This window comes from Citrobacter sp. Cb023 (assembly GCF_030336805.1).
GTDB classification, from domain to species: domain Bacteria; phylum Pseudomonadota; class Gammaproteobacteria; order Enterobacterales; family Enterobacteriaceae; genus Citrobacter; species Citrobacter braakii.
Window position 1 is genome coordinate 635416 of the sequence record NZ_JAOWCV010000040.1, and the last position, 16808, is coordinate 652223.

16 protein-coding genes and 2 tRNA genes are annotated in these 16808 nt (G+C 53.6%); 9 read left to right on the plus strand and 9 right to left on the minus strand.

Annotated features, from left to right (window positions below; genetic code table 11):
* Nucleotides 1-110: 110 nt before the first annotated feature.
* Entirely contained in the window at nucleotides 111-1244 is a 1134-nt protein-coding gene (gene norW / locus OGW44_RS23845; RefSeq protein ID WP_103284142.1) for an NADH:flavorubredoxin reductase NorW, read from the minus strand.
* Nucleotides 1241-2689 carry an anaerobic nitric oxide reductase flavorubredoxin gene (gene norV, locus OGW44_RS23850; protein ID WP_185654482.1) on the minus strand — a complete coding sequence of 483 codons (1449 nt, stop codon included), beginning with the start codon at nucleotides 2687-2689 and terminating at the stop codon, nucleotides 1241-1243. Before norV ends, norW begins: the two co-directional genes overlap by 4 nt.
* 190 nt (nucleotides 2690-2879) lie before the next feature.
* On the opposite strand from norV, the gene norR reads away from it, so the two are divergent.
* On the plus strand, nucleotides 2880-4397 hold the full coding sequence (gene norR, locus OGW44_RS23855; protein WP_016154174.1) for a nitric oxide reductase transcriptional regulator NorR: 1518 nt from the start codon (nucleotides 2880-2882) through the stop codon (nucleotides 4395-4397).
* On the opposite strand, the gene gutQ is transcribed toward norR, so the two are convergent.
* The 7 genes from gutQ to srlA all read right to left on the minus strand — a co-directional run bounded on the left by gutQ (nucleotide 4394) and on the right by srlA (nucleotide 9357).
* Nucleotides 4394-5359, minus strand: coding sequence for an arabinose-5-phosphate isomerase GutQ (gene gutQ / locus OGW44_RS23860; RefSeq protein ID WP_046274841.1), 966 nt, complete (start codon nucleotides 5357-5359; stop codon nucleotides 4394-4396). The two genes, norR and gutQ, sit on opposite strands and share 4 nt — an antisense overlap.
* Nucleotides 5352-6125 (minus strand): glucitol operon DNA-binding transcriptional repressor SrlR, encoded by a 774-nt coding sequence (gene srlR, locus OGW44_RS23865; RefSeq protein ID WP_003037350.1) that lies wholly within the window; start codon nucleotides 6123-6125, stop codon nucleotides 5352-5354. The genes gutQ and srlR overlap by 8 nt, the downstream gene beginning before the upstream one ends.
* A 70-nt stretch (nucleotides 6126-6195) precedes the next feature.
* On the minus strand, nucleotides 6196-6555 hold the full coding sequence (gutM, locus tag OGW44_RS23870) for a transcriptional regulator GutM (RefSeq protein ID WP_016154172.1): 360 nt from the start codon (nucleotides 6553-6555) through the stop codon (nucleotides 6196-6198).
* A 97-nt stretch (nucleotides 6556-6652) separates the two neighbouring features.
* Nucleotides 6653-7432, minus strand: a complete 780-nt coding sequence (srlD, locus tag OGW44_RS23875; RefSeq protein WP_003037345.1) for a sorbitol-6-phosphate dehydrogenase — start codon at nucleotides 7430-7432, stop codon at nucleotides 6653-6655.
* A 17-nt stretch (nucleotides 7433-7449) separates the two neighbouring features.
* On the minus strand, nucleotides 7450-7812 hold the full coding sequence (gene srlB / locus OGW44_RS23880; protein ID WP_016157310.1) for a PTS glucitol/sorbitol transporter subunit IIA: 363 nt from the start codon (nucleotides 7810-7812) through the stop codon (nucleotides 7450-7452).
* A gap of 13 nt (nucleotides 7813-7825) precedes the next feature.
* Nucleotides 7826-8797: a PTS glucitol/sorbitol transporter subunit IIB gene (srlE, locus tag OGW44_RS23885; RefSeq protein WP_169329883.1), complete on the minus strand. Its 972-nt coding sequence runs from the start codon at nucleotides 8795-8797 to the stop codon at nucleotides 7826-7828.
* A complete protein-coding gene (srlA, locus tag OGW44_RS23890; protein ID WP_016154169.1) occupies nucleotides 8794-9357 on the minus strand; it encodes a PTS glucitol/sorbitol transporter subunit IIC in 564 nt (187 codons plus the stop codon). Before srlA ends, srlE begins: the two co-directional genes overlap by 4 nt.
* A 264-nt stretch (nucleotides 9358-9621) precedes the next feature.
* On the opposite strand from srlA, the gene mltB reads away from it, so the two are divergent.
* From mltB to OGW44_RS23930, 8 genes are all read left to right on the plus strand, one after another.
* Nucleotides 9622-10701: a lytic murein transglycosylase B gene (gene mltB, locus OGW44_RS23895; protein ID WP_046274844.1), complete on the plus strand. Its 1080-nt coding sequence runs from the start codon at nucleotides 9622-9624 to the stop codon at nucleotides 10699-10701.
* A gap of 191 nt (nucleotides 10702-10892) precedes the next feature.
* Nucleotides 10893-11390: a nicotinamide-nucleotide amidase gene (gene pncC / locus OGW44_RS23900; protein ID WP_016154167.1), complete on the plus strand. Its 498-nt coding sequence runs from the start codon at nucleotides 10893-10895 to the stop codon at nucleotides 11388-11390.
* A gap of 92 nt (nucleotides 11391-11482) precedes the next feature.
* The gene (gene recA / locus OGW44_RS23905) at nucleotides 11483-12547 is read left to right on the plus strand and encodes a recombinase RecA (protein ID WP_016154166.1); all 1065 of its coding nucleotides are present in this window, start codon (nucleotides 11483-11485) and stop codon (nucleotides 12545-12547) included.
* A 69-nt stretch (nucleotides 12548-12616) separates the two neighbouring features.
* Nucleotides 12617-13117, plus strand: a complete 501-nt coding sequence (gene recX / locus OGW44_RS23910) for a recombination regulator RecX (RefSeq protein ID WP_016154165.1) — start codon at nucleotides 12617-12619, stop codon at nucleotides 13115-13117.
* Nucleotides 13118-13245: 128 nt separating this feature from the next.
* Complete coding sequence (alaS, locus tag OGW44_RS23915) at nucleotides 13246-15873, plus strand: alanine--tRNA ligase (protein ID WP_016157306.1); 2628 nt, start codon at nucleotides 13246-13248, stop codon at nucleotides 15871-15873.
* A gap of 238 nt (nucleotides 15874-16111) precedes the next feature.
* Complete coding sequence (gene csrA, locus OGW44_RS23920) at nucleotides 16112-16297, plus strand: carbon storage regulator CsrA (RefSeq protein ID WP_000906486.1); 186 nt, start codon at nucleotides 16112-16114, stop codon at nucleotides 16295-16297.
* A gap of 336 nt (nucleotides 16298-16633) precedes the next feature.
* Nucleotides 16634-16726 (plus strand) — tRNA-Ser (locus tag OGW44_RS23925).
* A gap of 3 nt (nucleotides 16727-16729) precedes the next feature.
* Nucleotides 16730-16806: transfer RNA gene (locus OGW44_RS23930), tRNA-Arg, on the plus strand.
* The last annotated feature ends 2 nt before the right edge of the window (nucleotides 16807-16808 follow it).

The window sequence follows — 16808 nt, forward strand, 5'->3', positions numbered from 1 at the left end:
AAAAAGCCCCGGGACTGGCGGGGCAAGAACTACAGGTCGGGGCATACCGACAAGTGGCAACGCACATCCATGTGCGTGAGGTTAATAAATCAAGCAACGGTATCCTGTACTTACACTGGCAGCGTTTTCAGCAGCGCAAAGGCCTCTTTCATGCGGTCTTCGCTGACGACAAAGGCACATAGCTGGCCTGCATCGTTCATCCCTCTGGCCACCATCCCTTGCGCTTCGGCGGCAATATGCCAGTTCAGATCGCGGCGCTGGGTTTCCCCAGCCAGATGCAAGGGTAATTCCGGCGTTTTGACTTTTACCAGCATGGCAGGCAACTTCAATGGCGCATTGCCGCCGAGCAGGTTTTTCGCCAGATACATGGCGCTCAGCTGAATCGGTTGCAGGAACGGGAGTACCTGACCGTTAATTTCCGCACAGTCGCCGAGAGCATAAATGTCCGGGTGACTGGTTTGCAGGTAGCTGTCGACGCAGACGCCACGATTGATGTTCAACCCGGCGCGACGCGCCAGCGCGGTTTCAGGGCGCAGGCCCGTTGCGGCGATCACCGCATCGACTTCTACGCTGCGGCTACGATCGAGCGTGGCGCGAATCCCCGACTCCGTTTTCTCCAGCCCCTGAATCTGCGACTTCAGCAGCAGGTGTACGCCCATATCGGTCAGACGATGCTGTAAGCGACTGCTTACTTCTGGCGGCATCAGCGAAGCCAGAATGCTGGCGGCGTTGTCGATAAGCGTCACCGCTTTACCAGCACGACAAAAATCCATCGCCAGTTCGCTGCCAATCAAGCCGCCGCCGACAATCAGCACCCGTTGGGCGTCACGCAGTTGTGTTTCACAGGCGCGATACTCTTGTTGGCTGTTCAATGTGAGCATTAACTCACGTCCGGTAATCGGCGGTACGAAGGCCGACGCTCCCGTCGCCAGCACCAGTTTGTCGTATGGCCACTGTTGCTCCTGGCTTTTCACTACGTGAGCATCGGCATCGATGTCGGTTACCCAGGTGTGCGGAAAGAGGCGCAAATTAAACTGTTCGGCAAACTCCCCCGCCGACTGGCGGGTGAGGTCGTCTGCACGTTGCGACTGACTGATAACATGGCTGAGATCGGGCTTGTTGTACTCATCCATACTGTCTGCAGCAATCAGGGTCAGCGGGACATTTGCATCCTGCTTACGGATATTTTTGACTAACTGGCGGGCGGCGAAGCCTGAACCAATAATGACAATTCCGCGGCTCATTTTGCCTCCGTTGCCAGTACGTCAAAGACGTCTTTACCTAATGAACATTCCGGGCACAGGAAGTTATCCGGCACGTCGCTCCATGGTGTTCCCGGCGCGACATCCTGCAGCGGTTCACCTTTTGCCGGGTCGTAAATCCACTGGCATACGCTGCACTGCATGCTTGGACCAAGATCAGCGGCAGCCGCAGCGGCACAGGCGCACTCTTCCTCTTTGGTTGCCGTTTTGACGATTGTTTCCGGCTGCGGAGCAAGCGCCCACTGACGTGCGATTTCACGGCCATGCTGGCGACACAGTTCCAGCGCGTCCAGATCCGGACGCCATTTCGCTTTCAGACTCAGCGACATCTCGAAACCGGCATCCTGCAAGCGTGTGGACAAACGGTCTACCGCACCGCCGCTCCAGCCGTGTGAACCAAAGGCGCTGGCGCGTTTGTTACGAAAACGCAGGCCGGTCATCTCTTCTACCAGACCGGCGATTTTTGGCATCATTACGTTATTCATCGTTGAAGTACCAACCAGCACGCCTTTAGAGCGGAAGACGTTAGTCAGGACTTCGTTTTTGTCGCTACGGGCGACGTTAAAGATTTTCACCGCCACGTTGGGGTCAACTTCGTTGATGCCCTGGGCAATGGCGTCCGCCATCATGCGGGTGTTGTTGGACATGGTGTCGTAGAAAATGGTGATACGGTCTTCCTGATAGTCATCCGCCCATTTCAGATACATTTCAACGATTTGTGTCGGGTTGTCGCGCCATACCACGCCGTGGGAAGTGGCAATCATATCCACCGGCAGGTTGAAGCCGAGAATCTCAGTGATTTTCGGTGTAACCAGACGGCTGAACGGCGTCAGGATGTTGGCGTAGTAACGCTGGCACTGTTCGAACAGTTCGGTCTGGTCAACTTCGTCGTTAAACAGACGTTCATCACAGTAGTGCTGGCCGAAGGCGTCGTTACTGAACAGCACCGCATCGCCGGTCATGTAGGTCATCATGCTGTCAGGCCAGTGCAGCATCGGCGTTTCAACGAAGATCAGCTGCTTACCGTTGCCAATGTCCAGCGAGTCGCCGGTTTTCACCACGTTGAAGTTCCACTCCGGGTGGTGGTGGTGCCCGTTGATAGAGTCAATAGCGTTGGCTGTGCAGTAAATTGGCGTGTCCGGGATGCAGGACATCAGTTCAGTCAGCGCACCGGCATGGTCCTCTTCCGCGTGGTTAATGATGATGTAGTCGATATCTGCCAGGTCAATTTCACTGCGCAGGTTCTGCACGAATTCACGGCTAAACTTGTGGTCTACTGTATCGATCAGGACATTTTTTTCTTCACGGATGAGATAACTGTTGTAGCTGCTACCGCGCAGCGTTTTATATTCAGTCCCGTGGAAATCACGAACTTCCCAGTCACGTTGGCCAACCCAATGAATGTTATTTTTAACCAGAATAGACATAGCAACCTCAGTAATTAATTCAGCGTTTTTCTAAAAAAGATGTTTTGCTTATTGCAGGTTGCGTGCCAACTTTTTATTTGTTGATTTTAAAGGGTTTGTTTTTTAATGCCTATAAGGTGGTAGTCAAAATGACTATTCATTTTATTGTCAATATGACAATATGAATTGTCAAAATGACAATGAGGTCGTCATGAGTTTTTCCGTAGACGTGCTGGCGGGTATCGCCATTGAATTACAAAGCGGTATTGGACATCAGGACCGTTTTCAACGCCTGATAACCACCTTGCGTCAGGTGTTGGAGTGCGACGCGTCGGCATTGCTGCGCTATGAGTCGCGACAGTTTATTCCGCTGGCGATCGATGGGCTGGCGCAGGACGTTCTCGGCAGGCGCTTTACCCTGGAAGGGCATCCTCGTCTGGAGGCGATTGCCCGCGCCGGGGACGTGGTTCGTTTCCCTGCTGACAGCGATTTGCCAGACCCTTACGATGGGCTGATTCCGGGCCAGGAGAGCCTGAAGGTACACGCCTGCATTGGCTTACCGCTGTTCGCCGGTCAAAATCTGATTGGCGCGTTAACGCTGGATGGCATGGAGCCCGATCAATTCGATGTTTTCAGCGATGAAGAGCTTAGGCTGATTGCCGCGCTGGCGGCGGGCGCGCTGAGCAATGCGCTGCTGATTGAACAACTGGAAAGCCAGAATATGTTGCCGGGCCCGTCGACGGCCTTCGAGCAGGTGACTGAAACCCAAATGATTGGCCTGTCGCCCAATATGCTGCAGTTGAAAAAAGAGATTGAGATTGTGGCGGGATCCGATCTCAACGTACTGATTAGCGGCGAAACGGGGACCGGGAAGGAGCTGGTAGCTAAGGCTATCCATGAAGGTTCGCCGCGCGCGGTGAATCCGCTGGTGTATCTGAACTGCGCGGCGTTGCCGGAAACCGTAGCGGAAAGTGAGCTGTTTGGTCACGTAAAAGGCGCCTTTACCGGGGCTATCAGCAATCGTAGCGGTAAGTTTGAAATGGCTGACAATGGGACGCTGTTTCTCGATGAGATTGGCGAGCTCTCGCTGGCGTTACAGGCTAAGTTGCTACGTGTGTTGCAGTACGGCGATATTCAGCGTGTGGGTGACGATCGCAGCCTACGCGTGGATGTTCGGGTGCTGGCCGCAACGAACCGTGATTTACGAGAAGAGGTGCTGGCCGGGAATTTCCGTGCGGATTTGTTCCACCGTCTGAGCGTCTTTCCCCTTTCCGTACCGCCCCTTCGTGAACGCGGCGAAGATGTGGTGCTGCTGGCCGGTTATTTTTGCGAACAATGTCGGCTGCGGCTGGGACTTTCCCGCGTGGTGTTAAGTCCCGGCGCGCGTAGCCATCTGTTGAATTATGGCTGGCCCGGGAACGTGCGCGAGCTGGAACATGCCATTCACCGGGCGGTTGTTCTGGCAAGGGCCACCAGGGCAGGGGATGAAGTGGTGCTTGAGGCGCAGCATTTTGCCCTGCAGGATGAAACCCCGGCTCCCCAGGCAGAGGTTGTTGCGGAGATCCCGCAGCATCGCAACCTGCGTGAGGCAACGGAGTCATTCCAGCGGGAGATGATCCGCCGGGCGTTGGCGCAAAATAATCACAGTTGGGCGGCAAGTGCGCGGGCGCTGGAAACAGACGTCGCCAACCTGCACCGGCTGGCGAAACGTCTGGGGCTGAAGGATTAGAGAATACCTGCCTGATAGAAATCCTGCAGGTTGATAGCACCGGTGAGTTTACCGTTTTCATCTACCACCGGTGCGGCAGTGATTTTGCGCTTCATCAGGATCTCTTTGGCGTCAATGGCGCGGCTCTGCGCCTGCAGCGTAATGCCATTATGGGTCATTGCTTCGCTAACCTGAGTGGTGAGCGCTCCGCCGCCAACCAGCCAGCGGCGCAGGTCACCGTCGGTAAAGACGCCTTTCACCAGCGACTCGTCGTCGCAGACTGCCACCAGGCCAAGACCCGTACGGCTTAGTTCCAGCATCGCGTCCATGACGCTGGTGGTGAGCGTCACCTGCGGAATGGCATCGTCACGGCGCATCAGATGATGCACTTTATTTAACAGACGAGCGCCCAGCGCACCCGCCGGATGCGAGCGGGCAAAATCTTCTTCGTTAAAGCCGCGCGCCTGCATCACGGCGATTGCCAACGCGTCGCCCATCATCAGAGTGTTCACGGTACTGGAAGTCGGTGCCAGGCGCATCGGACAGGCTTCGCGCTCAACGGAAATATCCAGCACGGCTTTGGCTGCCAGACCCAGCGGTGAGGTCGGTTTTCCGGTCATTGCCAGCAGAGCGACGGACTTGTCTTCCAGGCGCGGAATGATGAGATCCAGTTCTTTTGCGCCGCCGGAGTAGGAAATAAACAGCATGACATCACGGCTTTCAATCATCCCTAAGTCGCCGTGCAGCGCTTCAGCCGGATGCACAAAAAAGGCGGGCGTGCCGGTACTGGCGAGGGTCGCGGCTATTTTTTTGCCAATATGGCCTGATTTGCCAATCCCGGAGACAATCACTTTGCCTTCGCAGTGGATGATAGTATTGGCGGCGCGGACAAAATCATCGCCCAGTCGTTCAGGCAGTCGGCTGGCTTCCTGTAGCTCCAGCATTAACGTCTGACGGCCCGCGTTCAGTAGTGCATCACTCATTGGTTTCTCCGGTTATGATCACTTCAATCCCTTTTGCTTCCAGCGCCTGACGAAACGCTGGGTCGATACCCGCATCGGTAATCAGCTTGTCGACGCTTTCCAGACTGCACACAACATTGGGGCTTTTGCGCCCAAATTTTGACGAGTCAGCCATCAGAATCACTTCGCGAGCGGCATTGCACATCGCTTTACTGACGCTAAACACCTCATTAAAGGTGGTCACGCCGGCATTGAGGTCAATGCCGTCGGTGCCCATGAAGAGTTTATCAAAGCTGAACTGCTCAAAGGCGTTTTCTGCCAGCTGACCGTGAAATGACGCAGATTTTTTGCGAAAGGTCCCGCCGGGCATCAGGATAGTTTGCTCGTTGTCCAGCTCTGAAAGGGCGTTAACAATGTGCAGACTGTTGGTCATGACGGTGATGTTGCTAAAGCGGGTGAGCATCGGCACCATCTGCAATACGGTGCTGCCCGCATCCAGAATAATCGAGTCGCCATCGTGAATAAAACGGACGGCGGCTTCGGCAATCTGCTCTTTTTTATGCGTATTGATTAGCGTTTTGTGATCGATTGGCGGGTCGGATTCGTCTTTATTTAATACCACGCCGCCATAGGTACGAATGACGGTTCCGGCATTCTCCAGAATGACCAGGTCTTTGCGAATGGTCGTGCCGGTTGTGTCAAAGTAGTGGGCCAGTTCTTCAACCGAGCATTTTCCCTGCTTTTGCAGATGCTCCAATATGGCTGCCTGTCGCTGACGAGGTTTCATAGGCGTGATTACCCTGACTTATTAGGTTGCAAAATGATAATTTCGCAAGCTATTAGCATTCACAACGAAATTACCCATGTTTCAGTTTAAGCGCCAATGATAGTGCATTCTGCGCTAACGGATCATGGGGAAAGATCACATCAGGCTGTAAATCATCAAGATGTTTGCCCATTATCGTGGCAATTTTACCGGGCCTGGCAAATACAGTAAGACCTTTCATAAATAACGAATCGGTAACCCGCTGCTGCTCATCCAGCGCGATGGCGACCACCACGCGGGGTTTAAACCGTCCACCGGAACGACCTACGCCAACCCGACCCCGCTGGCAGAGTTGATCAAACGCCCGGTTAAAGCGGGATATTTGCCAGCCACCGAGCGCCAGTTGCAGGCACCAGGCGATAGCGGCGACGGTAATCAGTGCGGAAACCATAATGTGCTCCTTTGATTTTGCCGGATGGCGGCTGTGCCTTATCCGACCAGGTGTGTGTAGGCCCGGTAAGCGCAGCGCCACCGGGCAATCATGTTTCTTAGAACATCACCTGACCACCGGTCACGTTAATGGACTGACCGGTGCAGTAAGAGGCTTTCGGGCTGGCGTAAAACAGCAGCATGTTCAGCACGTCCTGATAATCGCAGCCGCGCTTAAGCGGAACCTTATCAATGTAGTACTGCTCGACTTCGTCTGGCTTAAGGCCAAGCTTGGTCGCATATTGCGGTAATAATGACTGGAACATCGGTGATTTCAGCAGATTGCCGAGCATCAGTGAATGCACGGTGATCCCGTACTCTGCCAGATCCAGCGCCAGCGACTGGGTTAAACCTACACCGCCAAATTTTGCCGCGCTATAGCCTGAGTTGTGTTTACTGCCCACTTTCCCTGATTTGGAGTTGATCTGGATAATGCGTCCCTGGACGCCATCGCGGATCATCAGGCGTGAAAATTCCCGTGCGCAGAGAAAGTAGCCGACCAGATTCACCTGCAACGAGCGATCGAAATCCCCAAGCTGAAAGTCGCTGATAAACGCGGCTTTTGCGATACCCGCGCTGTAAACCAGCAGATCGACGCGGCCAAATATTTCATCCACTCCGCGCGACAGCGCCAGCACACTCTGTTCGCTGGTGGCATCAGCGCCAAAACCGTAGGCGGTGCCTTCGCCAAACTCGGCGTTAATTTCCTGCGCGACGTTGGCGGCTTTATCGCTTTGGATATCCACCACCGCGACGCGGTACCCTTCTGTCGCAAGCCCACGGCAAAGGAATGCCCCCAGGGTCTGGCCTCCACCAATGACAACGGCAACCTGATTCATCTTTATCTCCTTCAATCTTAAGCAATAAACTTCAAAATACAGCCCGGTGCGATACCGTCCGGTACGGGGCCCGCAACGTGTACGGTGCCGGGAAATTCCGCTTCACTCAGTCCGTCAAAACGCAGAGTGATATGCCCCAGTTCACGTAAGTTTTGTTCCGCCACGCTGCCAACGGCTGTGACCGGGTAGTGATGCTGGCCTAGCTCAAATTGGATCCCAGCCTGCAAAGAGCCGTTCAGCTCCCCATGGCAATGGATGAAGCAAAATTCTTCGATATCCGCAGGCGCGCCTTCACGAAAGGTAATTAGCATCTGGTCGCAGAGTGCATCCGGGGCGCTCTGGCCGATGCGGGTGATGGTGGTTTCATAAATCACGGTCATTTTTGAGTGCCTCTTATTGGTAAATAAAGCCGGAAACAAACCAGGCGATGAGAACGGTCGGTGCGCCGGTCAGAAAACGACTCACCAGTACGGATGGCACACCGACGCGGACCGTGTCCTGGCGCGCTTCGGCTAGCGACAATCCGACTGGAATAAAGTCGCATGCCGCCTGAGCGTTAATGGCGAACAAGGCAGGTAGCGCCAGATGCGGAGGAATGTTCCCCAAACCAATCTGTACGCCGATCAGGACGCCGATAACCTGGGCGATGACCGCACCAGGGCCGAGGAAAGGGGACAGCAGCGGGAAAGAGCAGATCAGCGCCAGGGTTACCAGCCCCAGCGGATGGCTGGCCAGCGGTGCGAGTCCATGGGCAATCCAGTCCCCCAGGCCAGACGCCATAATGATGCCGATCAGCGCCGAGACGAACGCCATAAACGGCAGAATGGTTTTCAGGACGGTATCGATAGTGTCTCGCCCGGCCTGAAACAGAACCGCAACGGCTGAACCCATTCCCATGCCGACTTTTGCCAACAGACCGTCGCTTTGTTCGGTAATTTTCTTGCTGGTGTCGTACTCGCGACCCATCGTGCTGTTTGCAGGCGTTGGCGCAGCGGATGCTTCACCGATAACGCTAATGTTTTCTTCTTTCACGCCGGAGACATAGATATCTTCGATAATATATTGGGCCAGCGGACCGGATTTACCCGTCGCGTGAATATTCACTGTTGGTATACGGCGTTTTGGATAGATCCCGCAGCGCAGCGTGCCGCCGCAGTCGATGATCGCCACGCCAATTTCGTTCTCTGCCGGCTCGCCCTCTTTGAAGCCATCAACGGCCTGCCAACCTGTCAGGCTGGCTATCCTGTCGACTATTGCGGGGCGAGTCCCTGCGGTGATATAGACAATTTTCTTGCCTGGCACGGCATCCAGTTCAAGCGGGCCGCCCCAGCCGCCGGTGCCTTTTTCAATACGAATACGCGTCATGATGCTGCTCCCGCCAGATGTACTTTCTGCTCAAGTTGAATGCCCATTTTTTTCTCAAAGATGGTGGTGGTGAAATCGGTCACCCAGCCGCGGAAGAAGTTGGTCACCAGGCCGACCAGCAAATAGCTCACCGCCAGCGGGCCGAGCGGAAGACCCAGCGTGGTCAGTCCGCTGGCGATCCCCAGATAGACGAACAGCTCACCGGGGTTGATGTGGGGAAATAAGCCGTTCATTGAATGGCAGCTGTAAGAGGCGGCTGCGTAGTAGCTGGGCTTGAACTTTTCCGGCATAAAGCGGCCCAGGCTCAGCGTCATAGGATTACAAAACACAAATGTGCCGATGCACGGCAGCAGTAGATAGCGGGACAGCGGGTTTCCGGCGCAGCGCTGGGCAAAACGTTCAATACGTTGCTGACCGATAAAGTTAATCAGCGCATTCATGATGACCAGCAGACTGATCAGCAGAGGCAGAATACCGGTCACCATGCCGGTAAACACCTCTCCGCCTTTCTGGAACAATCCGATAAACCACTCAGCACCGAGTGTGATGGTGTCGATCATTATTCTCTCCTGTAGGGGTTTTAGTTATCTTGCCAAACGGTAACTAATTTTAATCAGATCGAAAGATTTAAAAGTGTTATTTTGATCGCAAAATGAAAGATAAATATTTTAACTTGAAAGATTGTGCGTGAGAACGCGCAAATGTGCCGGTCAGGAGTGCAAGAGGGGGGAAATTCTGTGAAGGAGAGCGACTACTGCTTCCTTGTGTGGCGGAGGATGCTTTACCATACTTCTCCCAGGCTGAATTTGTTTAATGGATGTCTCATGTTCAAGCGTCGTTATGTAGCGTTACTTCCCCTTTTCGTATTGCTTGCTGCTTGTAGCAGCAAACCTAAACCTTCAGAGACTCAAACGACTACGGGTACGCCATCCGGCGGCTTCCTGCTTGAGCCACAGCACAATGTCATGCAAACGGGCGGCGATTTTGCCAATAATCCGAACGCGCAGCAGTTCATCGAGAAAATGGTGAACAAGCACGGCTTTGACCGCCAGCAGTTGCAGGAGATCCTGTCGCAGGCCAAGCGTCTGGACTCGGTATTGCGTTTGATGGACCGCCAGGCGCCGACGACTCAACCGCCAGCCGGACCTAACGGTGCATGGCTGCGGTATCGTAAACAGTTCATCACTCCGGATAACGTGCAAAACGGTGTGGCCTTCTGGAACCAATATGAAGATGCGCTGAATCGTGCATGGCAGGTCTACGGCGTACCGCCGGAAATAATCGTTGGCATTATTGGCGTAGAGACTCGCTGGGGCCGCGTGATGGGTAAAACGCGGATTCTGGATGCGCTGGCGACGTTGTCGTTTAACTATCCTCGTCGTGCGGAATATTTCTCTGGTGAACTGGAAACCTTCCTGCTAATGGCGCGAGATGAAAGCGACGATCCGCTCGATTTGAAAGGTTCTTTCGCAGGGGCGATGGGCTACGGCCAATTTATGCCATCTTCCTATAAGCAATATGCCGTTGATTTCAATGGCGATGGTCACATTAACCTGTGGGATCCGGTTGATGCTATCGGTAGCGTGGCGAACTATTTCAAAGGCCACGGCTGGGTGAAAGGCGATATGGTTGCGGTTCCGGCGAATGGCCAGGCGCCTGGGCTGGCGAACGGCTTTAAAACCCAGTACAGCATTTCTCAGCTTGCCGCCGCAGGCCTGACGCCGCAGCAGTCCCTGGGTAATCATCAGCAGGCCAGCCTGCTGCGACTGGATATCGGTACCGGTTATCAGTATTGGTATGGACTGCCGAACTTCTACACCATCACCCGCTATAACCACAGTACCCACTATGCCATGGCCGTGTGGCAATTGGGTCAGGCGGTCGCGCTGGCGCGCGTGCAGTAATCATTTGTTATCGGTCTACAGGGGCAATTCCTTGTAGACCGAATAGGCTATCCTGGTGCGTTATCCGGTACTCTTTTGAATGCGGTTTATCTATTTTCTGAATGCCCCTCGTAAAATTGTCTCCTCATCCCCATCTTGGTTATGAAAGTGCTATCTTGTCCGGCATATTTTTTTAACTGACAGAGGCTGAAATGACCGACAGTGAACTGATGCAGTTAAGCGAGCAGGTTGGCCTGGCGTTGAAAGCGCGCGGGGCAACCGTGACGACGGCGGAATCCTGCACCGGCGGCTGGGTAGCTAAAGCAATTACGGATATTGCCGGCAGCTCCGCCTGGTTTGAACGCGGGTTTGTGACCTACAGCAATGAAGCCAAAGCGCAGATGATTGGCGTGCGCGAAGAGACGCTGGTCCAGCATGGGGCGGTGAGCGAACCTGTGGTGGTGGAGATGGCGATTGGCGCGCTAAAAGCGGCCCGCGCGCATTTCGCTGTTTCGATTAGCGGTATTGCGGGGCCAGATGGCGGCAGTGAAGAAAAGCCCGTGGGGACGGTATGGTTCGCTTTTGCCAGCGCGAGCGGCGAGGGGATTACTCGCCGGGAATGCTTCAGCGGCGATCGCGATGCGGTACGTCGACAGGCGACCGCCTACGCGTTACAAACCCTGTGGCAACAATTTCTACAAAATACTTGATACTGTATGAGCATACAGTATAATTGCCCCAACAGAACATTATCTATCACGTTTCGCGGTTTAACCCGAAAGCGGCATGACAGGAGTAATTAATGGCTATCGACGAAAACAAACAGAAAGCGTTGGCGGCAGCGCTGGGTCAGATCGAAAAGCAATTCGGTAAAGGCTCCATCATGCGCCTGGGTGAAGACCGTTCCATGGATGTGGAAACCATCTCCACTGGTTCGCTTTCTCTGGATATCGCATTGGGCGCGGGCGGTTTGCCAATGGGCCGTATCGTTGAAATCTACGGGCCTGAATCTTCCGGTAAAACGACGCTGACCCTGCAGGTTATTGCTGCCGCACAGCGCGAAGGTAAAACCTGTGCGTTCATCGATGCTGAACACGCGCTGGATCCCGTCTATGCGCGCAAGCTTGGCGTTGATATCGACAACCTGCTGTGCTCTCAGCCTGATACCGGTGAACAAGCGCTGGAAATCTGTGATGCGCTGGCGCGCTCCGGTGCGGTTGACGTTATCGTTGTCGACTCCGTTGCCGCATTGACGCCGAAGGCAGAAATCGAAGGCGAGATTGGTGACTCTCACATGGGCCTTGCGGCACGTATGATGAGCCAGGCCATGCGTAAGCTGGCCGGTAACCTGAAGCAGTCCAACACGCTACTGATTTTCATCAACCAGATCCGTATGAAGATTGGCGTTATGTTCGGTAACCCGGAAACCACCACCGGTGGTAACGCCCTGAAATTCTATGCTTCTGTTCGCCTGGATATCCGTCGTATTGGCGCGGTGAAAGAAGGCGACAACGTGGTTGGTAGCGAAACCCGTGTTAAGGTCGTGAAAAACAAAATTGCCGCGCCGTTCAAACAGGCTGAATTCCAGATTCTTTACGGTGAAGGTATCAACTTCTACGGCGAACTGGTCGATTTGGGCGTGAAAGAGAAGCTGATTGAAAAAGCCGGTGCATGGTACAGCTACAACGGTGAGAAAATTGGTCAGGGTAAAGCGAATGCCACTAACTGGCTGAAGGAAAACCCGGCAACTGCGAAGGAAATTGAGAAGAAAGTACGCGAGTTACTGCTCAATAACCCGGATTCAAAACCAGACTTCTCTGTTGATGACAGCGGTGAAGATGTAAAAGAAACGAACGAAGATTTCTGATAATCTGACGTTATCGCACATAGAAGGGCTGCATACCATGCAGCCCTTTTCCATTTCTGAAGGCTCACTATGACAGAAGCAACTTCCCGCCGCTCCGCTTATTCCCGACTTCTTGACCGCGCTGTACGTATACTGGCGATGCGCGATCACAGCGAGCAGGAACTGCGGCGTAAGCTGGCCGCTCCGGTGATGGGAAAAAATGGACCGGAAGACATTGATGCAACGCCGGAGGATTACGACAAGGTCATCGCCTGGTGTATTGAAAGTCGTTATCTGGATGATGACCGCTTCGTTCAGCAGTTTATCTCCAGCCGTAGCCGTAAAGGTTATGGACCCGCGCGCGTGCGTCAGGAATTAAACCAAAAAGGGATTTCGCGTGAAGCCGTTGAACGAGCCATGCGCGAGTGCGAAATTGACTGGGCAGCACTTGCGCGCGCACAGGCCATTCGTAAATACGGAGAACCTTTACCTGTAGATTTTTCAGATAAGGTAAAGGTCCAGCGCTTTTTGCTCTACCGTGGCTATCTGATGGAAGATATTCAGGCAATATGGCGAAATTTTGACGATTGAGCGCATACGGGATTTTACTTCCCAGTAAAGAAAACTTATCTTATTCCCACTTTTCGATTGCCAGAGGCGCAGTTTACGTGCCGATGCTGGTAATGACATTTCGTTAGCTTGATTTCTTCAGGATAATTATGAGCAAGAGCACCGCTGAGATCCGTCAGGCGTTTCTCGATTTTTTCCATAGTAAAGGACATCAGGTAGTTGCCAGCAGCTCCCTGGTACCGAACAATGACCCTACTTTGTTGTTTACCAACGCCGGGATGAACCAGTTCAAGGATGTGTTCCTTGGCCTCGACAAGCGTAATTATTCCCGCGCAACCACCTCGCAACGTTGCGTGCGGGCGGGCGGTAAGCACAACGACCTGGAAAACGTCGGTTACACTGCACGTCACCATACTTTCTTCGAAATGCTGGGCAACTTCAGCTTCGGCGATTATTTCAAACATGATGCTATTCAATACGCATGGGAACTGCTGACCGGTGAAAACTGGTTTGCCCTGCCAAAAGAGCGTCTGTGGGTCACCGTCTATGAAACTGACGATGAAGCCTATGAAATCTGGGAAAAAGAAGTCGGCATTCCGCGCGAACGTATCATCCGTATCGGTGATAACAAAGGCGCGGCTTATGCTTCCGACAACTTCTGGCAGATGGGTGATACCGGCCCTTGCGGTCCGTGCACCGAAATTTTCTACGATCATGGCGACCACATTTGGGGTGGCCCTCCGGGAAGCGCAGAAGAAGATGGCGATCGCTACATTGAGATCTGGAACATCGTCTTCATGCAGTTCAACCGTCAGGCTGACGGTACCATGGAACCGCTGCCGAAGCCGTCCGTGGATACCGGTATGGGCCTTGAGCGTATTGCGGCCGTGCTGCAACACGTTAACTCCAACTATGAAATCGACCTGTTCCGTTCACTGATTGAGTCCGTGGCGAAAGTCACCGGCGCGACCGATCTGAGCAACAAGTCGCTGCGCGTTATCGCTGACCATATCCGCTCCTGTGCATTCCTGATTGCCGATGGCGTTGTCCCGTCGAATGAAAACCGTGGTTATGTGCTGCGTCGTATCATTCGTCGCGCGGTACGTCATGGCAACATGCTGGGCGCGAAGGATACCTTCTTCTACAAGCTGGTTGGTCCGCTGGTGGACGTCATGGGCTCCGCAGGTGAAGAACTGAAGCGTCAGCAGGCTATGGTTGAGCAGGTTCTGAAAACCGAAGAAGAGCAGTTTGCGCGTACACTGGAGCGTGGTCTGGCGCTGCTGGATGAAGAACTGGCAAAACTGTCCGGCGATACACTGGATGGCGAAACCGCATTCCGTCTGTATGACACCTACGGTTTCCCGGTTGACCTGACGGCGGACGTTTGCCGCGAGCGCAACATTAAGGTTGACGAAGCGGGCTTTGAAGCTGCAATGGAAGAACAGCGCCGTCGCGCACGTGAAGCCAGCGGCTTTGGCGCAGACTACAATGCGATGATTCGTGTTGATGGCGCCTCTGAATTTAAAGGCTACGAACACCTGGAACTTAACGGCAAAGTGACCGCGCTGTTTGTTGATGGTAAAGCGGTAGACGCAATTAACGCAGGTCAGGACGCAGTTGTCGTACTGGATCAGACTCCGTTCTATGCGGAATCTGGTGGTCAGGTTGGCGATAAGGGTGAACTGAAAGGCGCAGGCTTCGCGTTTGCCGTGAGCGACACGCAGAAATATGGCCAGGCGATTGGTCACATCGGTAAGCTGTCTGCGGGTTCTCTGAAAATTGGCGATGCAGTACAGGCTGATGTTGATGAAGCTCGTCGTGCGCGCATTCGCTTGAACCACTCCGCAACGCACCTGATGCACGCGGCGCTGCGCCAGGTACTGGGCACGCATGTGGCACAGAAAGGCTCGTTGGTTAACGATAAAGTGCTGCGCTTCGACTTCTCTCATACTGAAGCTATGAAGCCTGCTGAAATCCGTGCCGTTGAAGATCTGGTGAATGCGCAAATTCGTCGCAATCTGCCGATTGAAACGAACATCATGGATCTCGAAGCGGCGAAAGCCAAAGGCGCAATGGCGCTGTTTGGCGAGAAATATGACGACCACGTGCGTGTTCTGAGCATGGGTGATTTCTCTACCGAACTGTGTGGTGGTACTCATGCCAGCCGTACGGGTGATATCGGTCTGTTCCGTATTGTGTCTGAGTCAGGCACTGCGGCGGGCGTTCGTCGTATCGAAGCTGTGACCGGTGAAGGCGCTATCCAAACCGTGCATGCTGAGAGCGATCGCTTAAGCGATATTGCGCAGCTGCTGAAAGGCGATAGCCAGAATATTGGTGACAAAGTTCGTTCCGTGCTGGAGCGTACGCGTCAACTCGAAAAAGAATTGCAGCAATTGAAGGAACAGGCTGCGGCGCAGGAGAGTGCAAATCTCTCCAGCAAAGCGGTTGATATCAATGGCGTGAAGCTGCTGGTCAGCGAACTCGCGGACGTTGAGCCGAAAATGTTGCGTACCATGGTTGATGATCTGAAAAATCAACTGGGGTCTACCGTTATCGTTCTGGCAACGGTAGTGGAAGGTAAGGTTTCTCTGATTGCGGGTGTGTCTAAGGACGTGACAGATCGCGTGAAAGCAGGGGAACTGGTTGGAATGGTCGCTCAGCAGGTAGGCGGTAAGGGTGGTGGTCGTCCGGACATGGCGCAAGCCGGTGGTACGGATGCTGCGGCTCTGCCAGCAGCGTTAGCCAGTGTGAAAGGCTGGGTCAGCGCAAAACTGTAATAATTATAAGCGTAAGTCGACGCTGCGGACTTCAATCCGTAGCGTTTGTATCAACGCTATCGACAACGATAAAGTCAGGTTGAAGTTGTGTATATCGGCTAAACTTAGGTTTAACAGAATGTGATGCCGTGACTGCTTACACTTAGGTGTTTGTCATCGCTTACTTTTTGGCGTTATATGATGGATAATGCCGGGATACAGAGAGACCCGACTCTTTTAATCTTTCAAGGAGCAAAGAATGCTGATTCTGACTCGTCGAGTTGGTGAGACCCTCATGATAGGCGATGAGGTCACCGTGACAGTTTTAGGGGTGAAGGGCAACCAGGTGCGCATTGGCGTAAACGCCCCGAAAGAAGTTTCTGTCCATCGTGAAGAGATCTACCAGCGTATCCAGGCTGAAAAATCCCAGCAGTCCAGTTACTAAGGTTTTCGCGTCTCACCTTTCTGGTGAGGCGCAACCTGATTGAATTATCCCTTTTCTTCTCTTTTCTTCTTCGTCTTCCTCATTTTTTCGATTCCCATCCGCGCATTGCCTTTCCCTGCGATTTTTCCGTTTGTTCATTGCCTCAGGAAATTGCCAATTTATCTGTTGATAAAACACTCTTTTTGCCGTTTTTGCAGACTAATTGCGCGTGAAATGTGCAAACGATAAAAGCGCTGGAAAAATTGTTTGACTTATAAGTCCCAGAAAGTAATATGTGCGCCACGCAGCGACGATGAGCAGAAACAAGTTCTTCGAAGCACTCGCAAGAGGCGTGTTGGTGAGGTGGCCGAGAGGCTGAAGGCGCTCCCCTGCTAAGGGAGTATGCGGTCAAAAGCTGCATCCGGGGTTCGAATCCCCGCCTCACCGCCATTTGCATCCGTAGCTCAGCTGGATAGAGTACTCGGCTACGAACCGAGCGGTCGGAGGTTCGAATCCTCCCGGATGCACCATC

Coding starts and splice junctions, on each gene's coding strand:
- pncC (WP_016154167.1), top strand. CDS start 10,893: ATGACCGACAGTGAACTGATGCAGTTAAGCGAGCAGGTTGGCCTGGCG.
- csrA (WP_000906486.1), top strand. CDS start 16,112: ATGCTGATTCTGACTCGTCGAGTTGGTGAGACCCTCATGATAGGCGAT.
- srlR (WP_003037350.1), bottom strand. CDS start 6,125: ATGAAACCTCGTCAGCGACAGGCAGCCATATTGGAGCATCTGCAAAAG.
- gutM (WP_016154172.1), bottom strand. CDS start 6,555: ATGGTTTCCGCACTGATTACCGTCGCCGCTATCGCCTGGTGCCTGCAA.
- srlA (WP_016154169.1), bottom strand. CDS start 9,357: ATGATCGACACCATCACACTCGGTGCTGAGTGGTTTATCGGATTGTTC.
- srlB (WP_016157310.1), bottom strand. CDS start 7,812: ATGACCGTGATTTATGAAACCACCATCACCCGCATCGGCCAGAGCGCC.
- srlE (WP_169329883.1), bottom strand. CDS start 8,797: ATGACGCGTATTCGTATTGAAAAAGGCACCGGCGGCTGGGGCGGCCCG.
- recA (WP_016154166.1), top strand. CDS start 11,483: ATGGCTATCGACGAAAACAAACAGAAAGCGTTGGCGGCAGCGCTGGGT.
- recX (WP_016154165.1), top strand. CDS start 12,617: ATGACAGAAGCAACTTCCCGCCGCTCCGCTTATTCCCGACTTCTTGAC.
- gutQ (WP_046274841.1), bottom strand. CDS start 5,359: ATGAGTGATGCACTACTGAACGCGGGCCGTCAGACGTTAATGCTGGAG.
- alaS (WP_016157306.1), top strand. CDS start 13,246: ATGAGCAAGAGCACCGCTGAGATCCGTCAGGCGTTTCTCGATTTTTTC.
- srlD (WP_003037345.1), bottom strand. CDS start 7,432: ATGAATCAGGTTGCCGTTGTCATTGGTGGAGGCCAGACCCTGGGGGCA.
- mltB (WP_046274844.1), top strand. CDS start 9,622: ATGTTCAAGCGTCGTTATGTAGCGTTACTTCCCCTTTTCGTATTGCTT.
- norV (WP_185654482.1), bottom strand. CDS start 2,689: ATGTCTATTCTGGTTAAAAATAACATTCATTGGGTTGGCCAACGTGAC.
- norW (WP_103284142.1), bottom strand. CDS start 1,244: ATGAGCCGCGGAATTGTCATTATTGGTTCAGGCTTCGCCGCCCGCCAG.
- norR (WP_016154174.1), top strand. CDS start 2,880: ATGAGTTTTTCCGTAGACGTGCTGGCGGGTATCGCCATTGAATTACAA.